Raw genomic sequence first — 20,937 nt, 5'->3', positions numbered from 1 at the left:
GGCGTCGGCGGACGCGTCCGGTTCGGTCGACACCGGACGCGTGAACGGTCAGACAGCCAGCGGCAGTTGCTGGACCAGCAGCTTTCCGGCCATCGTCACGCCACCGTCCATCGCGATGGCCAGTCCGTCGGCGTAGACGTGCGGTCCCTCGACCACGGGACCGGCCGTGTCCTCGCCGTCCTCGGACCCGACCTCGCCCAGCAGGTACGGGATCGGGCTGTGGCCGTGAACGATGCGGGTGCCGCCGTACGTATCCAGCAGCGAGCGGACGGCGTCGGCGCCGCCCTCGTCGCGGAAGGAGAAGCGCTTGGTGAACTTGCGGAACAGGTCCCACACTTCGTCCGCGTCGTTGCGGGTGAGCGTCTCGCGGATGGTGTCGTTGACCGCCTCGATCGAGTCGCCGTAGTCGAGGTAGGCGGTGGTGTCGGAGTGGACGAGGAGATGGCCGTCGACCTCCTCGACGGCGTCGAGACGGGCCATCCACTGCAGGTGGTGGTCCTGGAGGCGGTCCATGTCGGACTTCTGGCCGCCGTTGAGCAGCCAGGCCGCCTGGAAGGTGGCGGTGCCGGCCCCGGAGTTGACGGGGGTGTCGCCGAAGCGCTTGGCGCCGAGCAGGAGCAGCTCGTGGTTGCCCATGAGCGCCTTGCAGTAGCCGCCTGCCGCGGCGGCCTCGGCGGACAGCCGCATCACGAGATCGATGACGCCGATGCCGTCGGGGCCCCGGTCGGTGAAGTCGCCGAGGAACCACAGCCGGGCGGTGCCCGCGCACCAGTGGCCGGCCGTGTCGATGAGGCCCTTGTCCTGCAGCGCGGAGATCAGTTCGTCGAGGTAGCCGTGCACGTCGCCGACGACGAACAGCGGACCCGGGCCGGCCGCGGGCTGCGGTGCCTGGGCGGCCGCGGGCTCGACGGTCACCTGGAGCGTGTCGCCCCGGTTGATCACCGGCAGGTCGCGCTGGGTGGGCGTGTAGCCCTCGGGGTGCTCCAGCGGATCCTCGAGGGGCGGAGCCGCGTTCCCGGGATGCGCGCCGTGAGCGTACGGACCGGTCTCGTGGACGTATGCAGGCACCCGGAAATCGCGCACCGTCGCCGTACGCTCCACCTCGGGTCCCTGACCGGCCCCCTGAGTCATCAGACCCCTCCACCATCGCGCCGCATCTGCACCGCTTCGGACTGCCTGGTCGCGACGGCCCGCGGTGCCGTGGGCCCATCATAGGAATGCGAATCGTGCCGTGTGATGACCCAGGGGTGCTGAATCAGAGCAAGCCGCGGGTTCACCGCGGCTTTCGCCCCGATTGGACTGGCTTCGGCAGTCTCCGAATTCACCCGAGCACACCGTGCCACACCTTCGCGCCCCGCACGCCACCCGTCACGCACCGGAACCAGGGGGGAGGGCGTGGGTCTCCGTCCCGAGGGGCCGCGAGCCGCCACCGGTACGGCCGGCACGCGCCACTGGTGCCGCCACCGGCACGGCATCCGCCACCGGTACGGCATCCGCGTGGTCCTTCCGGCGAACGCCGTCGGCGGGAGGCGGCGGGACACCTCTCCGTGGACCTCACAGCCTCCCCAGCCCGACTCCGTCCAGGCTTCCACCGGGGCCGGAGCGGCGGCCTGCCGTAGGCCGACCCCGACCACGCGGCCGCCCGGCGCCCGGGGCGGTCGGCGATGTCGGCAGACGGCGCGTCTCCCTCAGGAGGCACTCACCCCGGAGCGCGCCCCTGCACCGCACCCGTACGCCCCACTCGGCGCCGGTGAGGACCGGGCCCCCGGGCCGCGTGCCTCGGGGGCACGTACGGTCCGCCGCTATGTCTCCTCGGGGGCCCGAGGAGCACTCACCGTCGTGCGCTGCGGACGTCGCTGGGACGAGGTACGCACGATCAGTTCGGTCGGTATCACCTGCTCGACGGGCTGGTCCGACTCGACGCCCTCGATGGCGTCGATGAGCAGCTGGACCACCGCCGTGCCGATGCGGCGCGGCTTCAGGGAGAGGGTGGTGATGGGGGGTTCGGTGTTGGCGTACACGGTGGACTCGCTGCAGCACACCAGCAGCAGGTCCTCCGGGACGCGCAGGCCGTAGCGGCGGGCGGCGGCGAGCAGGTCCGTGCCGTTGGGGTCGAACAGCCCGTAGACGGCGTCGGGGCGGTCGGGGCGGGCCAGCAGCCGGTCGGCGGCGACGGCGCCCGCGCACGGGTCGTGGGCGGGGTAGGCCTCGTAGACCGGGGCCTGCCCGACCCGTTCGCACCAGTGCAAGTACGCGCTGGTGGACAGGTGGGTGTACGTGTCGGTGCTGGTGCCGGTGAGCAGGCCGATGCGGCGGGCGCCGGCGTCGGCGAGGTGGTCGAGGATGTCGAGGACGGCGGCCTCGTGGTCGTTGTCGACCCAGGCGGTGACGGGGAGCGGACCGGCCGGGCGGCCGTCGGAGACGACCGGTAAGCCCTGCCGGACGAGCTCGCTGACCACTGGGTCCTGGTCGGAGGGGTCGATGACGACCGTGCCGTCCAGGGCGACGTTCGACCACACGTCGTGGCGTGAGGTCGCGGGGAGGATGACGAGGGCGTAGCCGCGGGCGAGGGCCGCGGAGGTCGCGGCGCGCGCCATCTCGGCGAAGTACGCGAACTCGGTGAAGGTGAAAGGTTCATCCCCGTACGTCGTCACGGTCAGGCCGATGAGGCCCGACTTGCCGGTGCGGAGTGTTCTGGCCGCGGCCGAGGGGCGATAGCCCAGTCGGTCGGCGACCTCTCGGACATGGCGTCGGGTGGCATCGGGGAGCCTGCCCTTGCCGTTGAGGGCGTCGGAGACGGTCGTGATGGAGACTCCGGCGGCGGCGGCCACGTCCCTGATGCCCGCTCGGCCCGGCCGGCTGCCTCGGCGTGAGGTTTCCGCGCGGCTCACCTGGTGCTTCCCTGCTGCTGTCATGGCGAGCCGATAGTAGGGCTCATTCGGTGGGGTAGGGCGGACGCATATGCACGCGTTGACAGGCACGTTTCTGCACGGTCGCCAGGGGTCAAATGCCTTGGAAACGAAGCCAGTTGCGAGGTTCCATGCCAGGACGTGGTGTGTGGGCACGGATGAGCCTGCCAACGCACCGATGTTTCGAAGAGGTCTCAACTCACCTGCACGAGGGATGCGCGCCACGGAGTGAGCTACCGGCGCGTAGATATATGTATGGCGCGCCCCCGTTTCGTACGCCTTCGTGCGGTGATGCCGCCGATGCGGCCCGTACGGCGGCCGGACGGCGGCCGGACGGCGTCGGCACGAGCGGCCGGACGACGTCCCCACGGCGGGCGGATGACGTCCGCACGATGATCGGACGACGTCGACACGGTGGCCGGGCGGCAGGTGTACGACGTCGGTGGCATGGCCCGGTGGCAGGAGCAGGGCGGCGGAGCTGTACGGCGTCGGCGAGGTGGCCCGGCGGCAGGCGTACGACGTCGGCGCGGTGTCCGGTGGCCAGGCGGGCGGCGTCGACGCCCGGGCCGGGAGGCGAGGGGTGCCCGGAGCCGTGGCCAGGCTGGTCGTCCTCAGCTGTTCGCACCAGGCCCGAATCCTCATAAGGTGAGCAGTATTGAAGCCGGTGGTGGTCACGAGGAGGACTGCGGTGAGCGAGACGAGCCCCAAGCTGCGCGCCGAGCTGGAGGGGATCCCCACCTACAAGCCGGGGAAGCCGGCCGCGACCGGTGGTCCCGTGGCCTACAAGCTGTCCTCCAACGAGAACCCGTATCCGCCGTTGCCGGGCGTGCTGGAGCGGGTCACGGCCGTCGCCGCGTCCTTCAACCGGTACCCGGACATGGCGTGCTCGGGTCTGCTGGACGAGCTGTCCGAGCGCTTCGGCGTGCCCGTCTCCCACCTCGCCACCGGCACCGGCTCGGTCGGCGTCGCCCAGCAGCTGATCCAGTCGACGGCGGGACCCGGCGACGAGGTGATCTACGCCTGGCGGTCCTTCGAGGCGTACCCGATCATCACGCAGATCAGCGGCGCGACCTCGGTGCAGGTGCCGCTGACGGCGGGGGATGTGCACGACCTGGACGCGATGGCCGACGCGATCACCGAGCGGACCCGGCTGATCTTCGTCTGCAACCCCAACAACCCCACGGGAACCGTCGTCAAGCGGGCCGAGCTGGAGCGGTTTTTGGATCGGGTGCCCGCTGATGTGCTGGTCGTGCTCGACGAGGCCTATCGGGAGTTCATCCGCGACCCCGAGGTGCCGGACGGCGTCGAGCTGTACCGGGAGCGGCCGAACGTCTGTGTGCTGCGTACCTTCTCCAAGGCGTACGGTCTCGCCGGGCTGCGGGTCGGTTTCGCGATCGCCCATGAGCCGGTGGCGGCCGCGCTGCGCAAGACGGCGGTGCCGTTCGGTGTGAGCCAGCTCGCGCAGGAGGCGGCGATCGCCTCGCTCCAGGCCGAGGACGAGTTGCTCGGCCGGGTCGGCTCACTGGTCTGCGAGCGCAAGCGCGTGGTCGACGGGCTGCGGGAGCAGGGCTGGACGGTGCCGGAGACGCAGGCGAACTTCGTGTGGATACGGCTGGGCGAGCACACGGTCGCCTTCGCGGCGGCATGTGAGCAGGCCGGTGTGGTGATCCGGCCGTTCCCGGGCGAGGGCGTGCGGGTGACGGTCGGGGAGCCGGAGGCCAACGACATCTTCCTGAAGGTGGCGGAAGGGTTCCGGAAGGAGCTGTAGAGCCTGACCGTCCCCGGCCGGCCGCTGCGGGCGCCTTGGTTTCACGTGGAACCAAGGCGCCCTTCTCATGCCCTGGACGCGCCGCTCCACCGCAGGTGGGAGGGCTGATGACGGTTAGGGACCCCCCGCCCTTCGGGTGTCGAACGGGTATGCGTCATAATTGCTTGTGAATGTGAACGCTTTCACAAGCGTGTGAGGTAAGGAGCGGCGACGTGGACCTGGCTTTGGCGCCGGAGACCCTGGCGCGATGGCAGTTCGGCATCACGACCGTCTACCACTTTCTGTTCGTCCCCCTGACGATCTCCCTGGCCGCGCTCACGGCCGGTCTGCAGACCGCATGGGTGCGCACGGAGAAGGAGAAGTACCTCAGGGCGACCAAGTTCTGGGGCAAGCTCTTCCTGATCAACATCGCGATGGGCGTGGTCACCGGCATCGTGCAGGAGTTCCAGTTCGGCATGAACTGGTCGGACTACTCCCGCTTCGTCGGTGACGTCTTCGGTGCCCCGCTCGCCTTCGAGGCCCTCATCGCCTTCTTCTTCGAGTCCACCTTCATCGGGCTGTGGATCTTCGGCTGGGACAAGCTGCCCAAGAAGATCCACCTGGCCTGCATCTGGATGGTCTCGATCGGCACCCTGCTGTCGGCGTACTTCATCCTCGCGGCCAACTCCTGGATGCAGCACCCCGTCGGCTACCGGATCAACGAGGCCAAGGGGCGCGCCGAACTCACCGACTTCTGGCTGGTCCTCACCCAGAACACCGCCCTCAACCAGGTCTTCCACAGCTTCTCGGCGGCCTTCCTGACGGGTGGCGCGTTCATGGTGGGCATCGCCGCCTTCCACCTGATGCGCAAGAAGCACATCCCGGAGATGCGGACCTCGCTGCGGCTGGGCCTGGTCACCCTGGCGGTCGGCGGCCTGCTCACCGCGGTCAGCGGCGACACCCTCGGCAAGGTCATGTACGAGCAGCAGCCGATGAAGATGGCCGCGGCCGAGGCCCTGTGGGACGGCGAGGAGCCGGCGCCCTTCTCCGTGTTCGCGTACGGGGACGTCGACAAGGGGCACAACAAGGTCGCCCTGGAGATCCCCGGCCTGCTGTCCTTTCTGGCGCACAGCGACTTCGAGTCGTACGTGCCCGGCATCAACGACACCAATGAGGCCCTGCAACAGAAGTTCGGCCCCGGTGACTACAAGCCCATCGTCCCCGTCGCCTACTGGGGCTTCCGCTGGATGATCGGCTTCGGTATGGCCTCCCTCTCCCTGGGGCTGCTGGGCCTGTGGCTCACCCGCAAGAAGTTCCTCCTGCCGCTCGCCCTGCGGACGGGGGAGGACGAGGTGCCGCGTCTGGTGTTGCTGAAGAAGCCGCTCGGGGCAAGGCTCACCCGGCTGTACTGGCTCGCGGCGCTGTGGACCATGGCGTTCCCGCTGATCGCCAACTCGTGGGGCTGGATCTTCACCGAGATGGGCCGCCAGCCCTGGGTCGTGTACGGCGTGATGCAGACGCGGGACGCCGTCTCCCCCGGCGTCTCCCAGGCCGAGATCCTCACCTCGATGATCACCTTCACCGTGCTGTACGCCATCCTCGCCGTCGTCGAGGTGAAGCTGCTGGTCAAGTACGTGAAGGCCGGCCCGCCCGAGCTCACCGAAGCCGACCTCAACCCGCCCACGAAGATCGGCGGCGACTCCCGTGACGCCGACAAGCCGATGGCCTTCTCGTACTAGGCCGAGGGAGCTGCACAGTCATGGAACTGCACGACGTCTGGTTCGTCCTGATCGCCGTCCTGTGGACGGGCTACTTCTTCCTGGAGGGCTTCGACTTCGGGGTCGGTGTCCTCACCAAGCTGCTCGCCCGCGACCGGCCCGAGCGGCGCGTGCTCATCAACACCATCGGGCCCGTCTGGGACGGAAACGAGGTGTGGCTGCTCTCGGCGGGCGGTGCGACCTTCGCCGCCTTCCCCGAGTGGTACGCCACCCTCTTCTCCGGCTTCTACCTGCCGCTGCTGCTCATCCTGGTCTGCCTCATCGTTCGCGGTGTCGCCTTCGAGTACCGGGTGAAGCGGCCCGAGGAGAACTGGCAACGCAACTGGGAGCACGCGATCTTCTGGACCTCGCTCCTCCCGGCCTTCCTGTGGGGCGTGGCCTTCGGCAACATCGTGCGGGGCGTGAAGATCGACCGGAACTTCGAGTACGTCGGCACCCTCGGGGACCTGCTCAACCCGTACGCGCTGCTCGGCGGTCTGGTGACCCTGACGCTGTTCACCTTCCACGGTGCGGTGTTCACCGCCCTCAAGACCGTCGGCGACATTCGGGAGCGGGCGCGGAAGCTGGCGTTCAAGGTCGGTCTGGCGACCGCTGTCCTCGCGCTGGTCTTCCTGCTGTGGACGCAGGTCGACGGCGGTGACGGCAAGACCCTGGTCGCGCTGGTCGTGGCGGTCGGCGCTCTGGTCGCGGCCCTCGTGGCGAATCAGGCTGGGCGTGAGGGCTGGTCGTTCGCACTGTCCGGCATCACCATCGTGGCCGCCGTGGCGATGCTGTTCCTGACGCTCTTCCCGAATGTCATGCCGTCGACGCTCAACGAGGAGTGGAGCCTCACGGTGACCAACGCCTCGTCGAGCCCGTACACCCTGAAGATCATGACCTGGTGCGCGGCGATCGCCGCGCCGGTCGTGATGCTCTACCAGGGGTGGACCTACTGGGTGTTCCGCAAGCGGATCGGTACGCAGCACATCGCCGAGGCTGTGCACTGAGTCCGGATCGGGGCATGTTTCACGTGAAACACGCCCCTTGAGAAGAGGGTGTGTTTCACGTGAAACCGATCGATCCGCGTCTGCTCCGATACGCCCGCGCCACGCGTCTCTTCCTGGTGGCGGTCGTCGGGCTGGGTGGCCTCGGAGCGGTGCTGGTCATCGCGCAGGCGATGCTGATCGCCGAGGTGGTGGTCGGCGCCTTCCAGCATGGGCTGTCGGTCACCGGACTCCGCACGCCCTTGCTGCTCCTGGTGGGGGTGGCGATGGGTCGTGCGCTGGTCTCGTGGCTCACCGAACTCGCCGCACACCGTGCGAGTGCCGCCGTGAAGTCGGAGCTGCGGGGGCGGTTGCTGGAGCGGGCCACCGAGCTCGGACCGGGGTGGTTGAGCGGACAGCGGACCGGTTCGCTGGTGGCCCTCGCCACACGCGGTGTGGACGCCCTCGACGGCTACTTCTCGCGCTATCTGCCGCAGTTGGGGCTCGCGGTGGTCGTGCCGGTGGCGGTGCTGGCGCGGATCGTGACCGAGGACTGGGTGTCGGCCGCGATCATCGCCGGCACGCTGCCGCTGATCCCCCTCTTCATGGTGTTGATCGGCTGGGCCACACAGTCGCGGATGGACCGTCAGTGGCGTCTGCTGTCACGGCTGTCAGGGCACTTCCTCGACGTGGTGGCGGGACTGCCCACGCTGAAGGTGTTCGGCCGCGCCAAGGCACAGGCCGAGTCCATTCGACGCATCACCGGCGAGTACCGCCAGGCGACGATGCGGACGCTGCGGATCGCCTTCATCTCGTCGTTCGCGCTGGAGCTGCTGTCGACGCTGTCCGTCGCCCTGGTCGCCGTGACGATCGGCATGCGGCTCGTCCACGGTGAGATGGATCTGTACGTCGGCCTGGTCATCCTCGTGCTCGCCCCGGAGGCGTACCTCCCGCTGCGGCAGGTCGGGGCGCAGTACCACGCGGCGGCCGAAGGGCTCGCGGCGGCCGAGGAGATCTTCGCCGTGCTGGAGACGCCGGTGCCGGTGTCGGGCAGCGGCGCGGTGTCGGCGGGCGGCGTGGCCTTCGAGGGCGTGTCGGTCCGCTATCCCGGCCGGTCCGCCGACGCCGTGTCCGACGTGTCCTTCACCGTCCCCCCCGGGGAGACCGTCGCGCTCGTCGGCCCGAGCGGCGCGGGCAAGTCGACCCTGCTGAACGCCCTGCTGGGTTTCGTGCGGCCCACCGCCGGCCGGATCCGGGCCGGGGCAGCCGATCTCGCCGACCTCGATATGGAGCAGTGGCGCTCCCGGATCGCGTGGGTGCCCCAACACCCGCACCTGTACGCGGGGACGATCGCGGAGAACGTACGGCTGGCGCGTCCCGACGCCGACGACGCTGCCGTCCGCCGGGCGCTGGCGGACGCGGGGGCGCTGGAGTTCGTGGACGCGCTGCCCGCCGGGGACCGGACGGTGCTCGGTGAGGACGGAACCGGGCTGTCCGCGGGGCAGCGGCAGCGGCTCGCACTGGCCCGGGCGTTCCTCGCGGACCGGCCGGTGCTGTTGCTGGACGAACCGACGGCCGCCCTCGACGGAGAGACCGAGGCCGAGGTCGTGGCGGCGGTGCGGCGGCTCGCTGAGGGGCGGACGGTTCTGCTCGTGGTGCACCGGCCGGCGCTGCTGGCGGTGGCGGACCGGGTGGTGCGGCTGTCGGAAACCGAGGCCCCCCGGCACATCGAGGTCGTCGCCAAGGACGTCTCGGCCGCGTCGGCGGAGACGGCCGTTTCCACCGCGCCGGAAGAACCCGAGACGGTCTTCCAGGCGGCCGAGGGCGGTGTCCTCAGCCGGGTCCGGGCCATGGCCGGTGCCCGGCGTGGCCGGCTCGTCCTCGCGCTCCTGCTCGGCAGTCTGGCCCTCGGCAGTGCCGTCGGGCTCATGGCCACCTCGGGATGGCTCATCTCGCGGGCCTCGCAGCAGCCGCCGGTGCTGTATCTGATGGTGGCCGTGACGGCGACAAGGACCTTCGGCATCGGGCGGGCCGTATTCCGGTACGCCGAGCGGCTCGTGTCGCACGACGCCGTGCTGCGGATGCTCGCCGACACCCGGGTCGCCGTCTACCGGCGGCTGGAGCGGCTGGCGCCCGCCGGACTGCGCACGACCCGCCGGGGCGACCTGCTGTCGCGGCTCGTCGCCGACGTGGACGCCCTACAGGACTACTGGCTGCGCTGGCTGCTGCCCGCAGGCGCCGCCGTCGTCGTCTCGGCCGGGTCGGTCGCGTTCACCGCGTGGCTGCTGCCCGAGGCCGGGGCCGTACTCGCGGCGGGGCTGCTGGCGGCCGGAGCGGGCGTGCCGCTGGTGACCGGTGCCGTGGCGCGCCGGGCCGAGCGCCGGCTAGCCCCGGCCCGAGGGGTGCTCGCCACCCGCACCGCCGACCTGCTCACCGGCACCGCCGAACTGACCGTCGCCGGCGCCCTCCCCGCCCGCGTCGGCGAGGTGCGCGCGGCCGACTCCGTGCTCACCCGGATCGCCTCGCGCGCCGCCACCGCCACCGCGCTCGGGGACGGACTGACCGCGCTCGTCTCCGGACTGACCGTGGTGGGCGCCGCTCTCGTGGGGGCGCAGGCCGTCGGCGACGGGCGGCTGGACGGCGTGACGATGGCCGTCGTCGTCCTCACTCCGCTGGCCGCCTTCGAGGCCGTTCTGGGACTGCCGCTGGCCGTCCAGTACCGCCAGCGGGTACGCAGGAGCGCCGAGCGGGTGTACGAGGTGCTCGACTCCCCCGAGCCGGTGCGTGAACCGGAGCGGCCCCGGCAGGCGCCCGCCTCGCCGTTCCCGCTCGTCGTCAAGGCACTGTCCGCCCGGCACGCCGGCCAGGAGCGGGACGCGCTCACCGGTGTCGACCTCACCGTGACGCAGGGGCGCCGGATCGCCGTCGTGGGGCCCTCCGGTTCCGGCAAGACGACGCTCGCGCAGGTGCTGCTGCGGTTCCTGGACACGGGCGCGGGCTCGTACACCCTCGGCGGGGTCGACGCGTACGACCTGGACGGCGACGACGTACGGCGGCTGGTCGGGCTGTGCGCGCAGGACGCGCACCTCTTCGACAGTTCCGTCCGCGAGAACCTGTTGCTGGCGAAGAAGGACGCCACGGAGGACGAGCTGCGGGACGCGCTGGCGCGGGCCCGGCTGCTCGAATGGGCCGACAGCCTGCCCGACGGGCTCGACACGCTCGTCGGTGAGCACGGTGCCCGGCTGTCCGGCGGACAGCGGCAGCGGCTCGCGCTGGCCCGCGCGCTCCTCGCCGACTTCCCCGTCCTGGTGCTGGACGAGCCCGCCGAGCACCTCGACCTGGCGACCGCCGACGCACTCACCGCGGATCTGCTGGCCGCCACCGAAGGCCGGACGACGCTCCTCATCACCCACCGGCTGGCCGGTCTCGAGGCGGTGGACGAGGTAGTCGTGCTGGACGCGGGACGGGTCGTGCAGCGCGGCGCGTACGCGGAACTGGCCGACGTCGACGGGCCGTTGCGGAGGATGGTCGAGCGGGAGGCGGCGGTGGAGGAGCTGGTCGGGGCGCGGTGACCGTCACCACTGCACCGCCTCGGTCCGGGGAGGACGGCGGCGGTGCGGCGGGTGTCGTACCGACAGCCGTCCGCGATCACACCTTTCAGGGAGAAAGCTGGGCCATTCGGCGCGAGCGGTCCCCCGGGTGTACGACTTGAACAGGACCGGGGTCGGTTCGCCGGGACACGATCGCTGACATGCGCTCACCTCGCCGTCATCCGCTGCTCGTTCCGGCCCTGCTGTGCGCGGCCGCGGTGCTCGCGGCATGGCCCGCGGCGGCCGACGGGGAGCCCGGTGGGCACGACGGTCCCGCCCCGGACTCGATCAGCGCCCAGGTGGCGAGGCTGTACGAGGACGCGGCCGAGGCCACGCAGCGGTACGAGGCGGGGAGGTCCGAGGCGCAGGCCCAGTGGACAAAGGCCCAGCGGCTGGAGCAACTCGTCGACAGCGAACGGCAGGAGACCGCGGTGCTGCGCGATGACCTGGGGCGTATCGCGCGCGCCCAGTACCGCAGCGGCGGCGGTCTGCCGGCCGTCGCGGGGCTCGTCCTGGCGCGCAACCCCGACGAGTGGATGTGGGGGCAGCACGTCCTCTCCAGGGTGAGCGGGAAGGTCGACCGTGCGATCGCCGAGAGCCGGCGGGCCGAGGCACGGCTGGCCGCCGCCGAGGCGGAGGCCGCCGAGGCCTGGCAGGCGCTGGAGCGGCGCAACGCCGAACTCGCCGGCCTGAAGGCGGGCATCGAGCAGAAGCTGGAACAGGCGCGGTGGCAGTTGCAGGGGGAGGCGGACGCCTCGGTCGCGGCCGGTTCGTGCCGGGGAGCCGCGCGGCTCGACCAGCCACCGCCGCAGCTCAGCCAGGACTGGGTGCCGCCCGTCGAGGGCTACACCCTGTCCGCGAGCTTCGGCAGCGGCGGTGCCCGCTGGGCGAACCGGCACACCGGGCAGGACTTCGCGGTGCCGATCGGTACGCCGGTGCGGGCGGTCGGGGCGGGCCGCGTCGTGCGGGTGTCGTGCGGTGGCGCGTTCGGCATCGAGATCGTCCTCGAGCACGCCGACGGCTACTACACGCAGTACGCCCACCTCGCGGCCGTCGCCGTCGACCAGGGCGAGAGCGTCACTCCGGGGCAGTGGATCGGGCAGTCGGGCACCAGCGGCAACTCCACCGGCCCGCACCTGCACTTCGAGGCGCGGGTCACACCGGAGATGGGGTCGGCGGTGGACCCGGTGCCGTGGCTGGCGGCACGCGGGGCGTCCGTCGGTTAGGTCCGGTCCGACATCGTCCGGCGCACGGATCTACGACCGGACCCGCTCGGCGACGAGCTGCTCGATGACGACGGCGACACCGTCCTCGTTGTTGGCGACCGTCTGCCCGGAGGCCGCGGCGATCACGTCCGGGTGCGCGTTGCCCATGGCGTACGACCGGCCCGCCCAGGTGAGCATCTCGACGTCGTTCGGCATGTCACCGAACGCGACGACCTCCTCGTGCGAGATGCCGCGCTCGGCGCAGCACAGGGCGAGTGTGCTGGCCTTGGAGACTTCGGGGCCGCTGATCTCCAGCAGGGCGCTCGGGCTGGAACGGGTGACGTTGGCCCGGTCGCCGATGGCCAGTCGCGCGAGGGTGAGGAAGGCGTCGGGGTCGAGCGTGGGGTGGAAGGCGAGGATCTTCAGCACCGGCTCGTCGGCCCCGGAGGCGTCCGGCGCCAGCAGTTGCTCGGCCGGCGCCAGGGAGTCCGGGATCTCCATGTGCATCTTCGGATACTCCGGCTCCTGGTGGAAGCCGTACGTCTGCTCGACGGCGTACATCGTGCCGGGCGCCGCCTCGCGCAGCAGCCGTACGGCGTCCAGCGCGTTCTCCCGGGCCAGCTCGCGCACCTTCACGAACCGGTGGGCGCCGGGGCCGCCGTGCAGGTCGACCACGGCGGCGCCGTTGCCGCAGATGGCCAGGCCGTGCCCGTGGACGTGGTCGCTGACGACGTCCATCCAGCGGGCCGGGCGGCCGGTGACGAAGAAGACCTCGATGCCCGCCTCCTCGGCGGCCGCCAGGGCCGCGACGGTGCGTGGGGACACCGACTTGTCGTCGCGCAGCAGGGTGCCGTCGAGGTCGGTGGCGATCAGCCGTGGCGGGAGGGTGGCGGCCGGGGTCTCGGGCTGTCGAGTCGCTGAGGTCACCGGGCCATTCTCCCGTATCCGCCCGCACGGCCGTGCGAGAGTCCGCACAGATGAGGTGCGGGCGGCCGACGGGCGAGGCGGACACGGAGCGGAAGGCGGCCGGTCACCGAGGTCGGGCGGAGGTGAGGAGCGGCCGGCTGCCGAGGTCAGCGCAGCTGCGCCGGTGCCTCCATGGCGATCTGCTCGAAGACCTTCTCGTCGGCGGCGAAGTCGGAACCCGGGATCGGCCAGTGGATCACGAGCTCGGTGAAGCCGAGCTCCAGGTGCCGGCCCGCGAAGTCGACGAAGGCGTCCAGGGACTCCAGCGGACGGCTTCGGTCCGGGGTGAACCCGGTGAGCAGGATCTTGTCGAGCGTGTGCACCTCTCGTCCGAGGGTCGCGCAGGCGTCCGTGAGCTTCTCGACCTGACCGCGGAGGGCCTCCACCGACTGTTCAGGGGTGCCGTTCTCGTACAGCTTGGGGTCGCCGGTCGTCACCCAGGCCTGTCCGTGGCGGGCGGCGAGCTTCAGGCCCCGCGGACCGGTCGCGGCGACCGCGAAGGGCAGCCGGGGACGCTGGACGCAGCCGGGGATGTTGCGCGCCTCGTGTGCCGCGTAGAAGTCGCCTGTGTAGGACACGGAGTCCTCGCTGAGCAGCCGGTCGAGCAGTGGCACGAACTCGGCGAAGCGGTCGGCGCGCTCACGCGGCGTCCACGGATCCTGGCCGAGTGCGGTGGCGTCGAAGCCGGTTCCGCCCGCCCCGATGCCCAGGGTGACGCGCCCGCCGGAGATGTCGTCCAGGGAGATCAGCTCCTTGGCGAGGGTCACCGGGTGCCGGAAGTTCGGGGAGGTCACCAGCGTGCCCAGACGCAGACGGTCGGTGACGGACGCGGCGGCGGTCAGGGTCGGGATCGCGCCGAACCAGGGGCCGTCACGGAAGCTGCGCCAGGAGAGGTGGTCGTAGGTGTACGCGGTGTGGAAGCCGAGCTGCTCGGCGCGTGTCCAGGCCGAACGGCCGCCCTCGTTCCAGCGGCGGTACGGGAGGATCACGGTGCTCAGTCGCAGACTCATGGCATCGAGCGTATGCGGACGTCCGTGTTTCACGTGAAACAGTCACCGTGCGCGGTCGGCCAGCCACGGACTGAGCCCGACCAGGATGAACTCCTTGTGCACACGATCTCCCGGCAGCGGCACCATCAGGAACTGGCTCGGCGGGAAGCGTCGACTCTGGACCCAGGCGTGGCCGTCGTAGAGGGAGCGGAGGAAGGCGGGGACGTCATCGCGGGCCACGTCGGGGCATTCGACGCCGTCGACCGTGATCAGCGCGTCGCCGTCCGGGTGGAGCCGCACGCTGACAGGCGGCCGGCCGCCGAGCTCGACGTAGGCCTCATGCGGCAGGGAGCCGTCCGGGTCGGTGGTGACACCGACGCCCGCGGCGGTGCGGCGGGAGGTCTGATCGGCGCCGACGTCATGGGTGACCTCGATGGCGTGCCCGTACTCGGAGGCGATCGCCCGCAGGGCGGTGACGGCGGCCTCAGTGGTGGGGAGATGGTCCATGACGGCGATCATGCCGAAGGAGGGCCCTGCGCGGTTGCCGAACAGTGATCCAGCGCGGCGCCGGGCAAGGGCTCAGCGCGGCTCGGGAAAACGCAGGTACTGCGGGGGGACGGCTTTCGTCAGCCACACCCCGTTCGCGCTGACGTGGAAGACGTGGCCGTCGCGGTGCATGGCCGCCGCGTCCACGGAGAGGACCACCGGTCGGCCGCGACGGGCACCGACCCGGGTCGCGGTCTCACGGTCGGGCGAGAGGTGCACGTCGTGCCGGTTCATGGGCCGCAGTCCCTCGGCCCGGATCGCGTCGAGGTAGCGGGCAACGGTCCCGTGGTAGAGATACGGCGGCGGGGTGGCCGCGGGCAGGCCGAGGTCCACGTCGATGCTGTGGCCCTGGCTGGCGCGGATACGGGTGCCCTCGATCGCGAAGCGCTTCTTGTCGTTCGCGGCCACCACATGGTCCAGCTCGTCCCGGGTGAAGGGGAAGCCGTGGGCCGCGGCGGCCGCGATCAGCGTGTCGATCTCGACCCAGCCGCCCTCGTCGAGCGTCAGTCCGATGCGTTCGGGTTGGTGGCGCAGGTGTTTCGAGAGGTACTTCGACACCTTCACGGTGCGTCGTTCGTCCATCCACTCAGCATGGTGGGAGAGACGTGGATCACGCATGTTGTTTTGCGTCCGATGTTTGGTCCACAACCAACTGTGGTTATCCACAGGCGGATTGGCATTGCTGTGGACAACTGGCCGTCGATTGGCGGTGATTCGCCTAAATGGTCTGGTGAACGGTCACTTAGCCGGGAGGCGCCTAACGCAACCTTCTGGGAGCCCGGTTGGTGGGCGCGTATGCCGACCTGCGACAACTGCCCTACAGAGGGGGCTTCACGCGCGCCAACCGCCTCAACGCCCCTGGCGCGAAGCGGGACAACGCGTACGCCACCCGCGCTTCCGGTGTCACCGGGACCACCGCCTCGTTGAGAGTGACCGCTCGCAGGATCGCGTCGGCGACCTTCTCCGGTGGGTAGTTGCGGAGCCTGTACGCGCGCGCGGCGCGCTTCTGGCGGCGTTCCTCCTCCTCCGCGTCCACCCCGACGAACCGTGCCGTGGCCGTGATGTCGGTGTTCACCAGGCCGGGACAGACCGCCGTAACACCGATGTCCTGACCGGCCAGTTCGGCGCGCAGGCACTCGCTCAGCATCAGGACCGCCGCCTTCGAGGTGCTGTAGGCGGGCAGGGCCCTGGTCGGCTGGAAGGCCGCCGCCGAAGCGGTGTTGACGATGTGGCCGCCCTGCCCACGCTCGGCCATCTGCCGTCCGAAGAGACGGCAACCGTGAAGAACACCCCACAGGTTGACGTCCAGGACCTTGCGCCAGTCCTCGGGCGTCGTGTCGAAGAAGGAGCCCGACAACCCGATGCCCGCGTTGTTCACCAACACGTCCAACACGCCGTGTTCAGCGGCGACTTTGGACGCGAGCTTCTCCATCGCCTGCTCGTCGGAGACGTCCACTTCCTCCGCCCAGGCCTCCGGCGAGCCGATCAGCCGTGACGTCTCGGCGGTGCGGGCCGCGCCCTCCGCGTCCCGGTCGACGGCGATCACCCGCGCACCGGCCTCCGCGAAGGCGAGCGCCGTGGCCTGCCCGATTCCGCCGGCCGCGCCGGTGACCAACACGAGCTGACCGCCGAAGCGTTCGCCGTACGCATCGCCCGCCGGCCGAACCCCCCGCCGGGTACGCCGGCGGCGAGGCGCACCCTCGCGCCGCGCCTCGTGGGCCTCACCGCCCTCACCTGCACGCCCCTCGGCCTCCACCGACGTGACGAAGTCCGCGATCCAGGAGGACAGTTGGTCGGGACGGGTGCGCGGCACCCAGTGCTTCGCCGCGAGTGTCCGACGTGTCAACCGCGGTACCCACTGGTCCAGTTCGTCGTACAGCCGAGGCGAGAGGTAGGTGTCTCCCAAAGGCGTGATGAGCTGCACGGGCGCGTGTGCGTGCGCGTCGGTGCGTGGGCGGCGCAGCCGGGTCCGCACGTTGTCACGGTACAACCAGGCACCGTGGGCGGCGTCCTGGGGGAGCGAGGACGTCGGATAGTCGCCGTGAGGAACCTTCTCCAGCCGCCGCAGGATGCCCGGCCAGCGTTTGCCCAGAGGGCCGCGCCAGGCGAGCTCGGGCAGGGCGGGCGTGTGCAGCAGGTACACGTACCAGGACTTGGCGCCCTGGCCGAGGAGCTGGCCGACCCGGCGCGGAGTCGGCCGCCGCAGACGCCGGTCGATCCAGTGGCCGAAGTGGTCGAGGGACGGGCCGGACAGCGACGTGAAGGAGGCGATCCTGCCCCGAGTGCGCTCGACCGTGACGAACTCCCAGGCCTGGACGGAGCCCCAGTCGTGGCCGACCAGGTGCACCGGTCGGCCGGGGCTGACCGCGTCCACGACCGCCAGGAAGTCGTCGGTCAGTTTCTCCAGGGTGAACCCGCCCCGCAGCGGCTTGGGCGCGGTGGACCGGCCGTGGCCGCGGACGTCGTAGAGGACCACGTGGAAGCGGTCGGCCAGCCGGGAAGCGACCTCCGACCACACCTCCTTGCTGTCCGGGTAGCCGTGCACCAGGACGACCGTCGGCCGCTCGAGGTCCCCCAGCTCGGCCACGCACAGGTCGATCCCGCCGGTCCGCACCCGGCGCTCGCGCGCACCTTCCAGCATCGTCACTTCGCCTCCGCCTTCCCGTCCGCCTTCGCTCCGGCTCCCGCTGCCGCTTGCGTCTTCGTCTCCGCAGCGGCCTGCGCTGCCGCCGTCCCCTTCGTCTCCGCTTCCCCTGTCCCCTGCGTTTCCGCTCCCCCTGTCCCCTTCGTCTCCGCTTCCGCTGCGGCCTTCGCCTCCGTCCAGTGCCGCACGTGCGGCAGGTGGTCGTCCAGCCGGAAGGCGCGCTCCTCGGTGTCACGGGAATCGTTGACGACCAGGATCTCCTCGAATGTCACGCCGGGCCCCCGGAAGCCGAGGTGCGGCTCGACCGCCCACAGACCCGGCGGCGGTCGGTGATCGGAGAGGCGGTGCGGTGGCCGCAGCGGCGACCAGCCCTCACGGTGGCCGTGCGAGACGTCGGCCGCCAGGCCCTTCAAGGCCTGCGCGCCGCGTCCGAACCGCTGCGGCGACCGGCGGCGTTCACGCACCCTGTCCACCGTGTGGGCGATCACCCCGAAGGGGTACGCGTGGTGCCGGTTGGCATAGCCCTGGCGGACCAGGAATCCCCGCAGGTGGAGGGGGAGCGCGCGTGTCTCTGCCGTCGTCATGCCACCTCGTCCCGACCGGTCCGCGCTGACTGCGGTACGTGTCCGTAACTTGACCCCGCCGAATCTGGCACTTGTTAGAGAAAGCGTCAATAGCGCGGGACGGGGAGCCGTCGATCATGTCCCGTAACTCTCAAGCAGGGCATCCCCTACGGGCCCGTACACCTGAGGTCTGACGCGAAGACGGCTCTGAGGTCTGACGATTTCCGTGGTCTGCGTCACTACTTTCGACTACGTGACTGTGATCGCGACCGAAAGCCTGAGCAAGCGGTTCCCCCGGGTGACCGCGCTCGACCGGCTGTCCGTGGACGTCGGGCCGGGTGTGACCGGACTCGTCGGTGCCAACGGAGCCGGCAAGTCCACGCTCATCAAGATCCTGCTGGGTCTCTCGCCCGCCACGGAGGGCCGCGCCGAGGTGCTCGGCCTCGACGTCGCCACCAAGGGCGCCGCCATCCGGGAGCGCGTCGGCTACATGCCGGAACACGACTGCCTGCCACCCGACGTCTCGGCCACCGAGTTCGTCGTGCACATGGCGCGCATGTCCGGCCTGCCACCGACGGCGGCACGCGAGCGCACCGCGGACACCCTGCGCCATGTCGGCCTGTACGAGGAGCGCTACCGCCCCATCGGCGGCTACTCGACCGGCATGAAGCAGCGCGTGAAGCTCGCCCAGGCCCTCGTCCACGACCCGCAGCTGGTCTTCCTGGACGAGCCGACCAACGGTCTCGACCCGGTCGGCCGCGACGAGATGCTCGGCCTGATCCGCCGCATCCACACCGACTTCGGCATCTCGGTCCTGGTCACCTCCCACCTGCTGGGCGAGCTGGAGCGGACCTGCGACCACGTCGTCGTCGTCGACGGCGGCAAGCTCCTGCGCTCCAGCTCCACCACCGACTTCACCCAGACCACGACCACCCTCGCGATCGAGGTCACCGACACCGACGACCACCCCGACGGCACCCGCGCGGTGCGCGAGGCGCTCCACACACGCGGCGTCGACGTCCTCGACGCCGACGGCGGGCTGCCGGGCTCGGGCCACATCCTGCTGCTCACCGCGCGGGGCGAGGAGACGTACGACCTGGTGCGGGACGTGGTCGCCGACCTCGGCCTCGGCCTGGTGCGCATGGAGCAGCGCCGGCACCACATCTCCGAGGTCTTCAAGGACAGCGACGAGCAGCGGAAGGAGGCCGTCGGCCATGGCGGTTGAGCACCCCGTCACCACCCCCTCGGGTGGGGACCAGACCCGCATCCACAACATCGGCTACCGCAGCTACGACGGCCCGCGCCTGGGCCGTGCCTACGCCCGCCGCTCCCTCTACTCGCAGTCCCTGCGCGGCGCCTACGGCCTCGGCCGCTCGGTGAAGTCCAAGGTCCTGCCCATGCTGCTCTTCGTGGTCATGTGCGTGCCCGCGGCCATCATGGTCGCCGTCGCGGTCGCCACGAAGGCCAAGGAACTCCCCCTGGACTACACGCGCTACGCGATCGTCATGCAGGCCGTCATCAGCCTGTACGTCGCCTCGCAGGCACCCCAGTCCGTCTCCCGCGACCTGCGCTTCAAGACCGTGCCGCTGTACTTCTCGCGGCCGATCGAGACCGCCGACTACGTGCGCGCCAAGTTCGCGGCGCTCGCCTCGGCACTGTTCATCCTCACCGCCGCACCCCTGCTGGTCCTCTACGTGGGCGCCCTGCTGGCCAAGCTCGACTTCGCCGACCAGACCAAGGGCTTCGGCCAGGGACTCGTCTCCGTGGCCCTGCTGTCCCTGCTCTTCGCCGGCCTCGGCCTGGTCATCGCCGCGGTCACCCCGCGCCGCGGTTTCGGCATCGCGGCCGTCATCGCCGTCCTGACCATCTCCTACGGCGCGGTCTCCACCCTGCAGGCCATCGCCGACGCCCAGGGCAGCACCGGTGCGACGCCCTGGATCGGCCTGTTCTCGCCGATCACCCTCATCGACGGGGTGCAGTCCGCCTTCCTCGGCGCGACCTCGGCGTTCCCCGGCGGCATAGGCCCCTCGAACGGGGAGGGCGTGGTCTACGTCCTCGTCACCCTGGGCCTGATCGCCGCCAGCTACGGCCTCCTGATGCGCCGCTACCGGAAGGTGGGACTGTGACCACGCTCTCCATCGACCACGTCTCCCGCTGGTTCGGCAACGTGGTCGCCGTCAACGACATCACCATGACCATCGGCCCCGGCGTCACCGGCCTGCTCGGCCCCAACGGCGCCGGAAAGTCCACCCTCATCAACATGATGGGCGGCTTTCTCGCCCCCTCCACCGGCACCGTCACCCTCGACGGCCAGCAGGTGTGGCGCAACGAGCAGATCTACCGGCACATCGGCATCGTCCCCGAACGGGAGGCGATGTACGACTTCCTCACCGGGCGCGAGTTCGTCGTGGCCAACGCCGAGTTGCACGGCCTGGGCGCCAAGGCCGCCCAGAAGGCCCTGGCGACGGTGGAGATGGAGTACGCCCAGGACCGCAAGATCGCCACGTACTCAAAGGGCATGCGCCAACGCGTCAAGATGGCGAGCGCCCTGGTCCACGACCCGTCGCTGCTCCTGCTCGACGAGCCCTTCAACGGCATGGACCCGCGCCAGCGCATGCAGCTCATGGACCTGCTGCGGCGCATGGGTGACGAGGGCCGCACGGTGCTGTTCTCGTCCCACATCCTCGAAGAGGTCGAGCAACTCGCCCGGCACATCGAGGTCGTGGTCGCGGGACGCCATGCCGCCAGCGGCGACTTCCGCAGGATCCGCCGGCTGATGACCGACCGCCCGCACCGCTATCTGGTGCGCTCCAGCGACGACCGCGCTCTCGCGGCCGCGCTGATCGCCGACCCGTCGACCTCCGGCATCGAGGTCGACCTCGCCGAGGGCGCGCTGCGCATCCAGGCCGTCGACTTCGGCCGCTTCACGGCCCTGCTGCCGAAGGTGGCGCGCGACCACGGCATCCGCCTGCTCACGGTCTCGCCGTCCGACGAGTCCCTCGAGTCCGTCTTCTCGTATCTCGTCGCGGTGTAGGAGG

16 protein-coding genes and 1 pseudogene are annotated in these 20,937 nt (G+C 70.8%); 9 read left to right on the top strand and 8 right to left on the bottom strand.

Going from position 1 to position 20,937, the window contains the following annotated elements; all coding sequences use genetic code 11:
- Positions 1 to 48: 48 nt before the first annotated feature.
- Positions 49 to 1,131, bottom strand: coding sequence for a metallophosphoesterase (locus tag ACIBBD_RS07170; RefSeq protein ID WP_399418290.1), 1,083 nt, complete (start codon positions 1,129 to 1,131; stop codon positions 49 to 51).
- Between the two features lie 671 nt (positions 1,132 to 1,802).
- Positions 1,803 to 2,915, bottom strand: a complete 1,113-nt coding sequence (locus tag ACIBBD_RS07165) for a LacI family DNA-binding transcriptional regulator (protein ID WP_399418289.1) — start codon at positions 2,913 to 2,915, stop codon at positions 1,803 to 1,805.
- 436 nt (positions 2,916 to 3,351) lie between these two features.
- Here ACIBBD_RS07165 and ACIBBD_RS07160 point away from each other — a divergent pair, with 436 nt between their 5' ends.
- The 6 genes from ACIBBD_RS07160 (at position 3,352) to ACIBBD_RS07135 (ending at position 12,212) form a co-directional block, all read left to right on the top strand.
- Positions 3,352 to 3,558 (top strand): hypothetical protein, encoded by a 207-nt coding sequence (locus ACIBBD_RS07160; RefSeq protein WP_399418288.1) that lies wholly within the window; start codon positions 3,352 to 3,354, stop codon positions 3,556 to 3,558.
- A gap of 39 nt (positions 3,559 to 3,597) precedes the next feature.
- Positions 3,598 to 4,677: a histidinol-phosphate transaminase gene (gene hisC / locus ACIBBD_RS07155; protein ID WP_399418287.1), complete on the top strand. Its 1,080-nt coding sequence runs from the start codon at positions 3,598 to 3,600 to the stop codon at positions 4,675 to 4,677.
- Between the two features lie 212 nt (positions 4,678 to 4,889).
- Complete coding sequence (locus ACIBBD_RS07150) at positions 4,890 to 6,395, top strand: cytochrome ubiquinol oxidase subunit I (protein WP_399418286.1); 1,506 nt, start codon at positions 4,890 to 4,892, stop codon at positions 6,393 to 6,395.
- A gap of 20 nt (positions 6,396 to 6,415) precedes the next feature.
- Complete coding sequence (cydB, locus tag ACIBBD_RS07145; protein ID WP_399418285.1) at positions 6,416 to 7,420, top strand: cytochrome d ubiquinol oxidase subunit II; 1,005 nt, start codon at positions 6,416 to 6,418, stop codon at positions 7,418 to 7,420.
- Positions 7,421 to 7,479: 59 nt separating this feature from the next.
- Positions 7,480 to 10,968, top strand: coding sequence for a thiol reductant ABC exporter subunit CydD (cydD, locus tag ACIBBD_RS07140; protein ID WP_399418284.1), 3,489 nt, complete (start codon positions 7,480 to 7,482; stop codon positions 10,966 to 10,968).
- Between the two features lie 179 nt (positions 10,969 to 11,147).
- Entirely contained in the window at positions 11,148 to 12,212 is a 1,065-nt protein-coding gene (locus ACIBBD_RS07135; protein ID WP_399418283.1) for a M23 family metallopeptidase, read from the top strand.
- 30 nt (positions 12,213 to 12,242) lie between these two features.
- Here ACIBBD_RS07135 and ACIBBD_RS07130 read toward each other — a convergent pair whose 3' ends face one another.
- The 6 genes and pseudogenes from ACIBBD_RS07130 to ACIBBD_RS07105 all read right to left on the bottom strand — a co-directional run.
- Positions 12,243 to 13,118: an HAD family hydrolase gene (locus ACIBBD_RS07130; RefSeq protein ID WP_399418281.1), complete on the bottom strand. Its 876-nt coding sequence runs from the start codon at positions 13,116 to 13,118 to the stop codon at positions 12,243 to 12,245.
- A gap of 146 nt (positions 13,119 to 13,264) precedes the next feature.
- On the bottom strand, positions 13,265 to 14,167 hold the full coding sequence (locus tag ACIBBD_RS07125; RefSeq protein ID WP_399418280.1) for an LLM class flavin-dependent oxidoreductase: 903 nt from the start codon (positions 14,165 to 14,167) through the stop codon (positions 13,265 to 13,267).
- Between the two features lie 42 nt (positions 14,168 to 14,209).
- Positions 14,210 to 14,653, bottom strand: a complete 444-nt coding sequence (locus ACIBBD_RS07120; protein ID WP_399418279.1) for a hypothetical protein — start codon at positions 14,651 to 14,653, stop codon at positions 14,210 to 14,212.
- 72 nt (positions 14,654 to 14,725) lie between these two features.
- Complete coding sequence (locus ACIBBD_RS07115; protein WP_399418278.1) at positions 14,726 to 15,274, bottom strand: RNA 2'-phosphotransferase; 549 nt, start codon at positions 15,272 to 15,274, stop codon at positions 14,726 to 14,728.
- A gap of 235 nt (positions 15,275 to 15,509) precedes the next feature.
- Positions 15,510 to 17,333 carry an SDR family oxidoreductase gene (locus ACIBBD_RS07110; RefSeq protein ID WP_399418667.1) on the bottom strand — a complete coding sequence of 608 codons (1,824 nt, stop codon included), beginning with the start codon at positions 17,331 to 17,333 and terminating at the stop codon, positions 15,510 to 15,512.
- A 158-nt stretch (positions 17,334 to 17,491) separates the two neighbouring features.
- Positions 17,492 to 17,872: pseudogene (locus ACIBBD_RS07105) on the bottom strand (Xaa-Pro aminopeptidase); the annotation flags it as partial.
- 286 nt (positions 17,873 to 18,158) lie between these two features.
- Between ACIBBD_RS07105 and ACIBBD_RS07100 the strand changes: the two are divergent.
- From ACIBBD_RS07100 to ACIBBD_RS07090, 3 genes are read left to right on the top strand one after another with little or no spacing between them, the layout of a single operon-like run.
- A complete protein-coding gene (locus tag ACIBBD_RS07100; protein WP_399418666.1) occupies positions 18,159 to 19,124 on the top strand; it encodes an ABC transporter ATP-binding protein in 966 nt (321 codons plus the stop codon).
- A complete protein-coding gene (locus ACIBBD_RS07095) occupies positions 19,114 to 20,025 on the top strand; it encodes an ABC transporter permease (protein ID WP_399418277.1) in 912 nt (303 codons plus the stop codon). The genes ACIBBD_RS07100 and ACIBBD_RS07095 overlap by 11 nt, the downstream gene beginning before the upstream one ends.
- Positions 20,022 to 20,933, top strand: coding sequence for an ABC transporter ATP-binding protein (locus ACIBBD_RS07090; RefSeq protein ID WP_399418276.1), 912 nt, complete (start codon positions 20,022 to 20,024; stop codon positions 20,931 to 20,933). The genes ACIBBD_RS07095 and ACIBBD_RS07090 overlap by 4 nt, the downstream gene beginning before the upstream one ends.
- Positions 20,934 to 20,937 lie beyond the last annotated feature (4 nt).

The organism is Streptomyces sp. NPDC051315, from assembly GCF_044455165.1.
Lineage (GTDB): Bacteria > Actinomycetota > Actinomycetes > Streptomycetales > Streptomycetaceae > Streptomyces.
This window is presented reverse-complemented; position numbering and strand designations above follow the sequence as displayed.

Excerpts from the sequence above, each read along its gene's own strand:
- ACIBBD_RS07115 (WP_399418278.1), bottom strand. The coding sequence starts at position 15,274 with ATGGACGAACGACGCACCGTGAAGGTGTCGAAGTACCTCTCGAAACAC.
- cydB (WP_399418285.1), top strand. The coding sequence starts at position 6,416 with ATGGAACTGCACGACGTCTGGTTCGTCCTGATCGCCGTCCTGTGGACG.
- ACIBBD_RS07120 (WP_399418279.1), bottom strand. The coding sequence starts at position 14,653 with ATGGACCATCTCCCCACCACTGAGGCCGCCGTCACCGCCCTGCGGGCG.
- ACIBBD_RS07170 (WP_399418290.1), bottom strand. The coding sequence starts at position 1,131 with ATGACTCAGGGGGCCGGTCAGGGACCCGAGGTGGAGCGTACGGCGACG.
- ACIBBD_RS07135 (WP_399418283.1), top strand. The coding sequence starts at position 11,148 with ATGCGCTCACCTCGCCGTCATCCGCTGCTCGTTCCGGCCCTGCTGTGC.
- ACIBBD_RS07110 (WP_399418667.1), bottom strand. The coding sequence starts at position 17,333 with ATGCTGGAAGGTGCGCGCGAGCGCCGGGTGCGGACCGGCGGGATCGAC.
- ACIBBD_RS07095 (WP_399418277.1), top strand. The coding sequence starts at position 19,114 with ATGGCGGTTGAGCACCCCGTCACCACCCCCTCGGGTGGGGACCAGACC.
- ACIBBD_RS07165 (WP_399418289.1), bottom strand. The coding sequence starts at position 2,915 with ATGACAGCAGCAGGGAAGCACCAGGTGAGCCGCGCGGAAACCTCACGC.
- ACIBBD_RS07125 (WP_399418280.1), bottom strand. The coding sequence starts at position 14,167 with ATGAGTCTGCGACTGAGCACCGTGATCCTCCCGTACCGCCGCTGGAAC.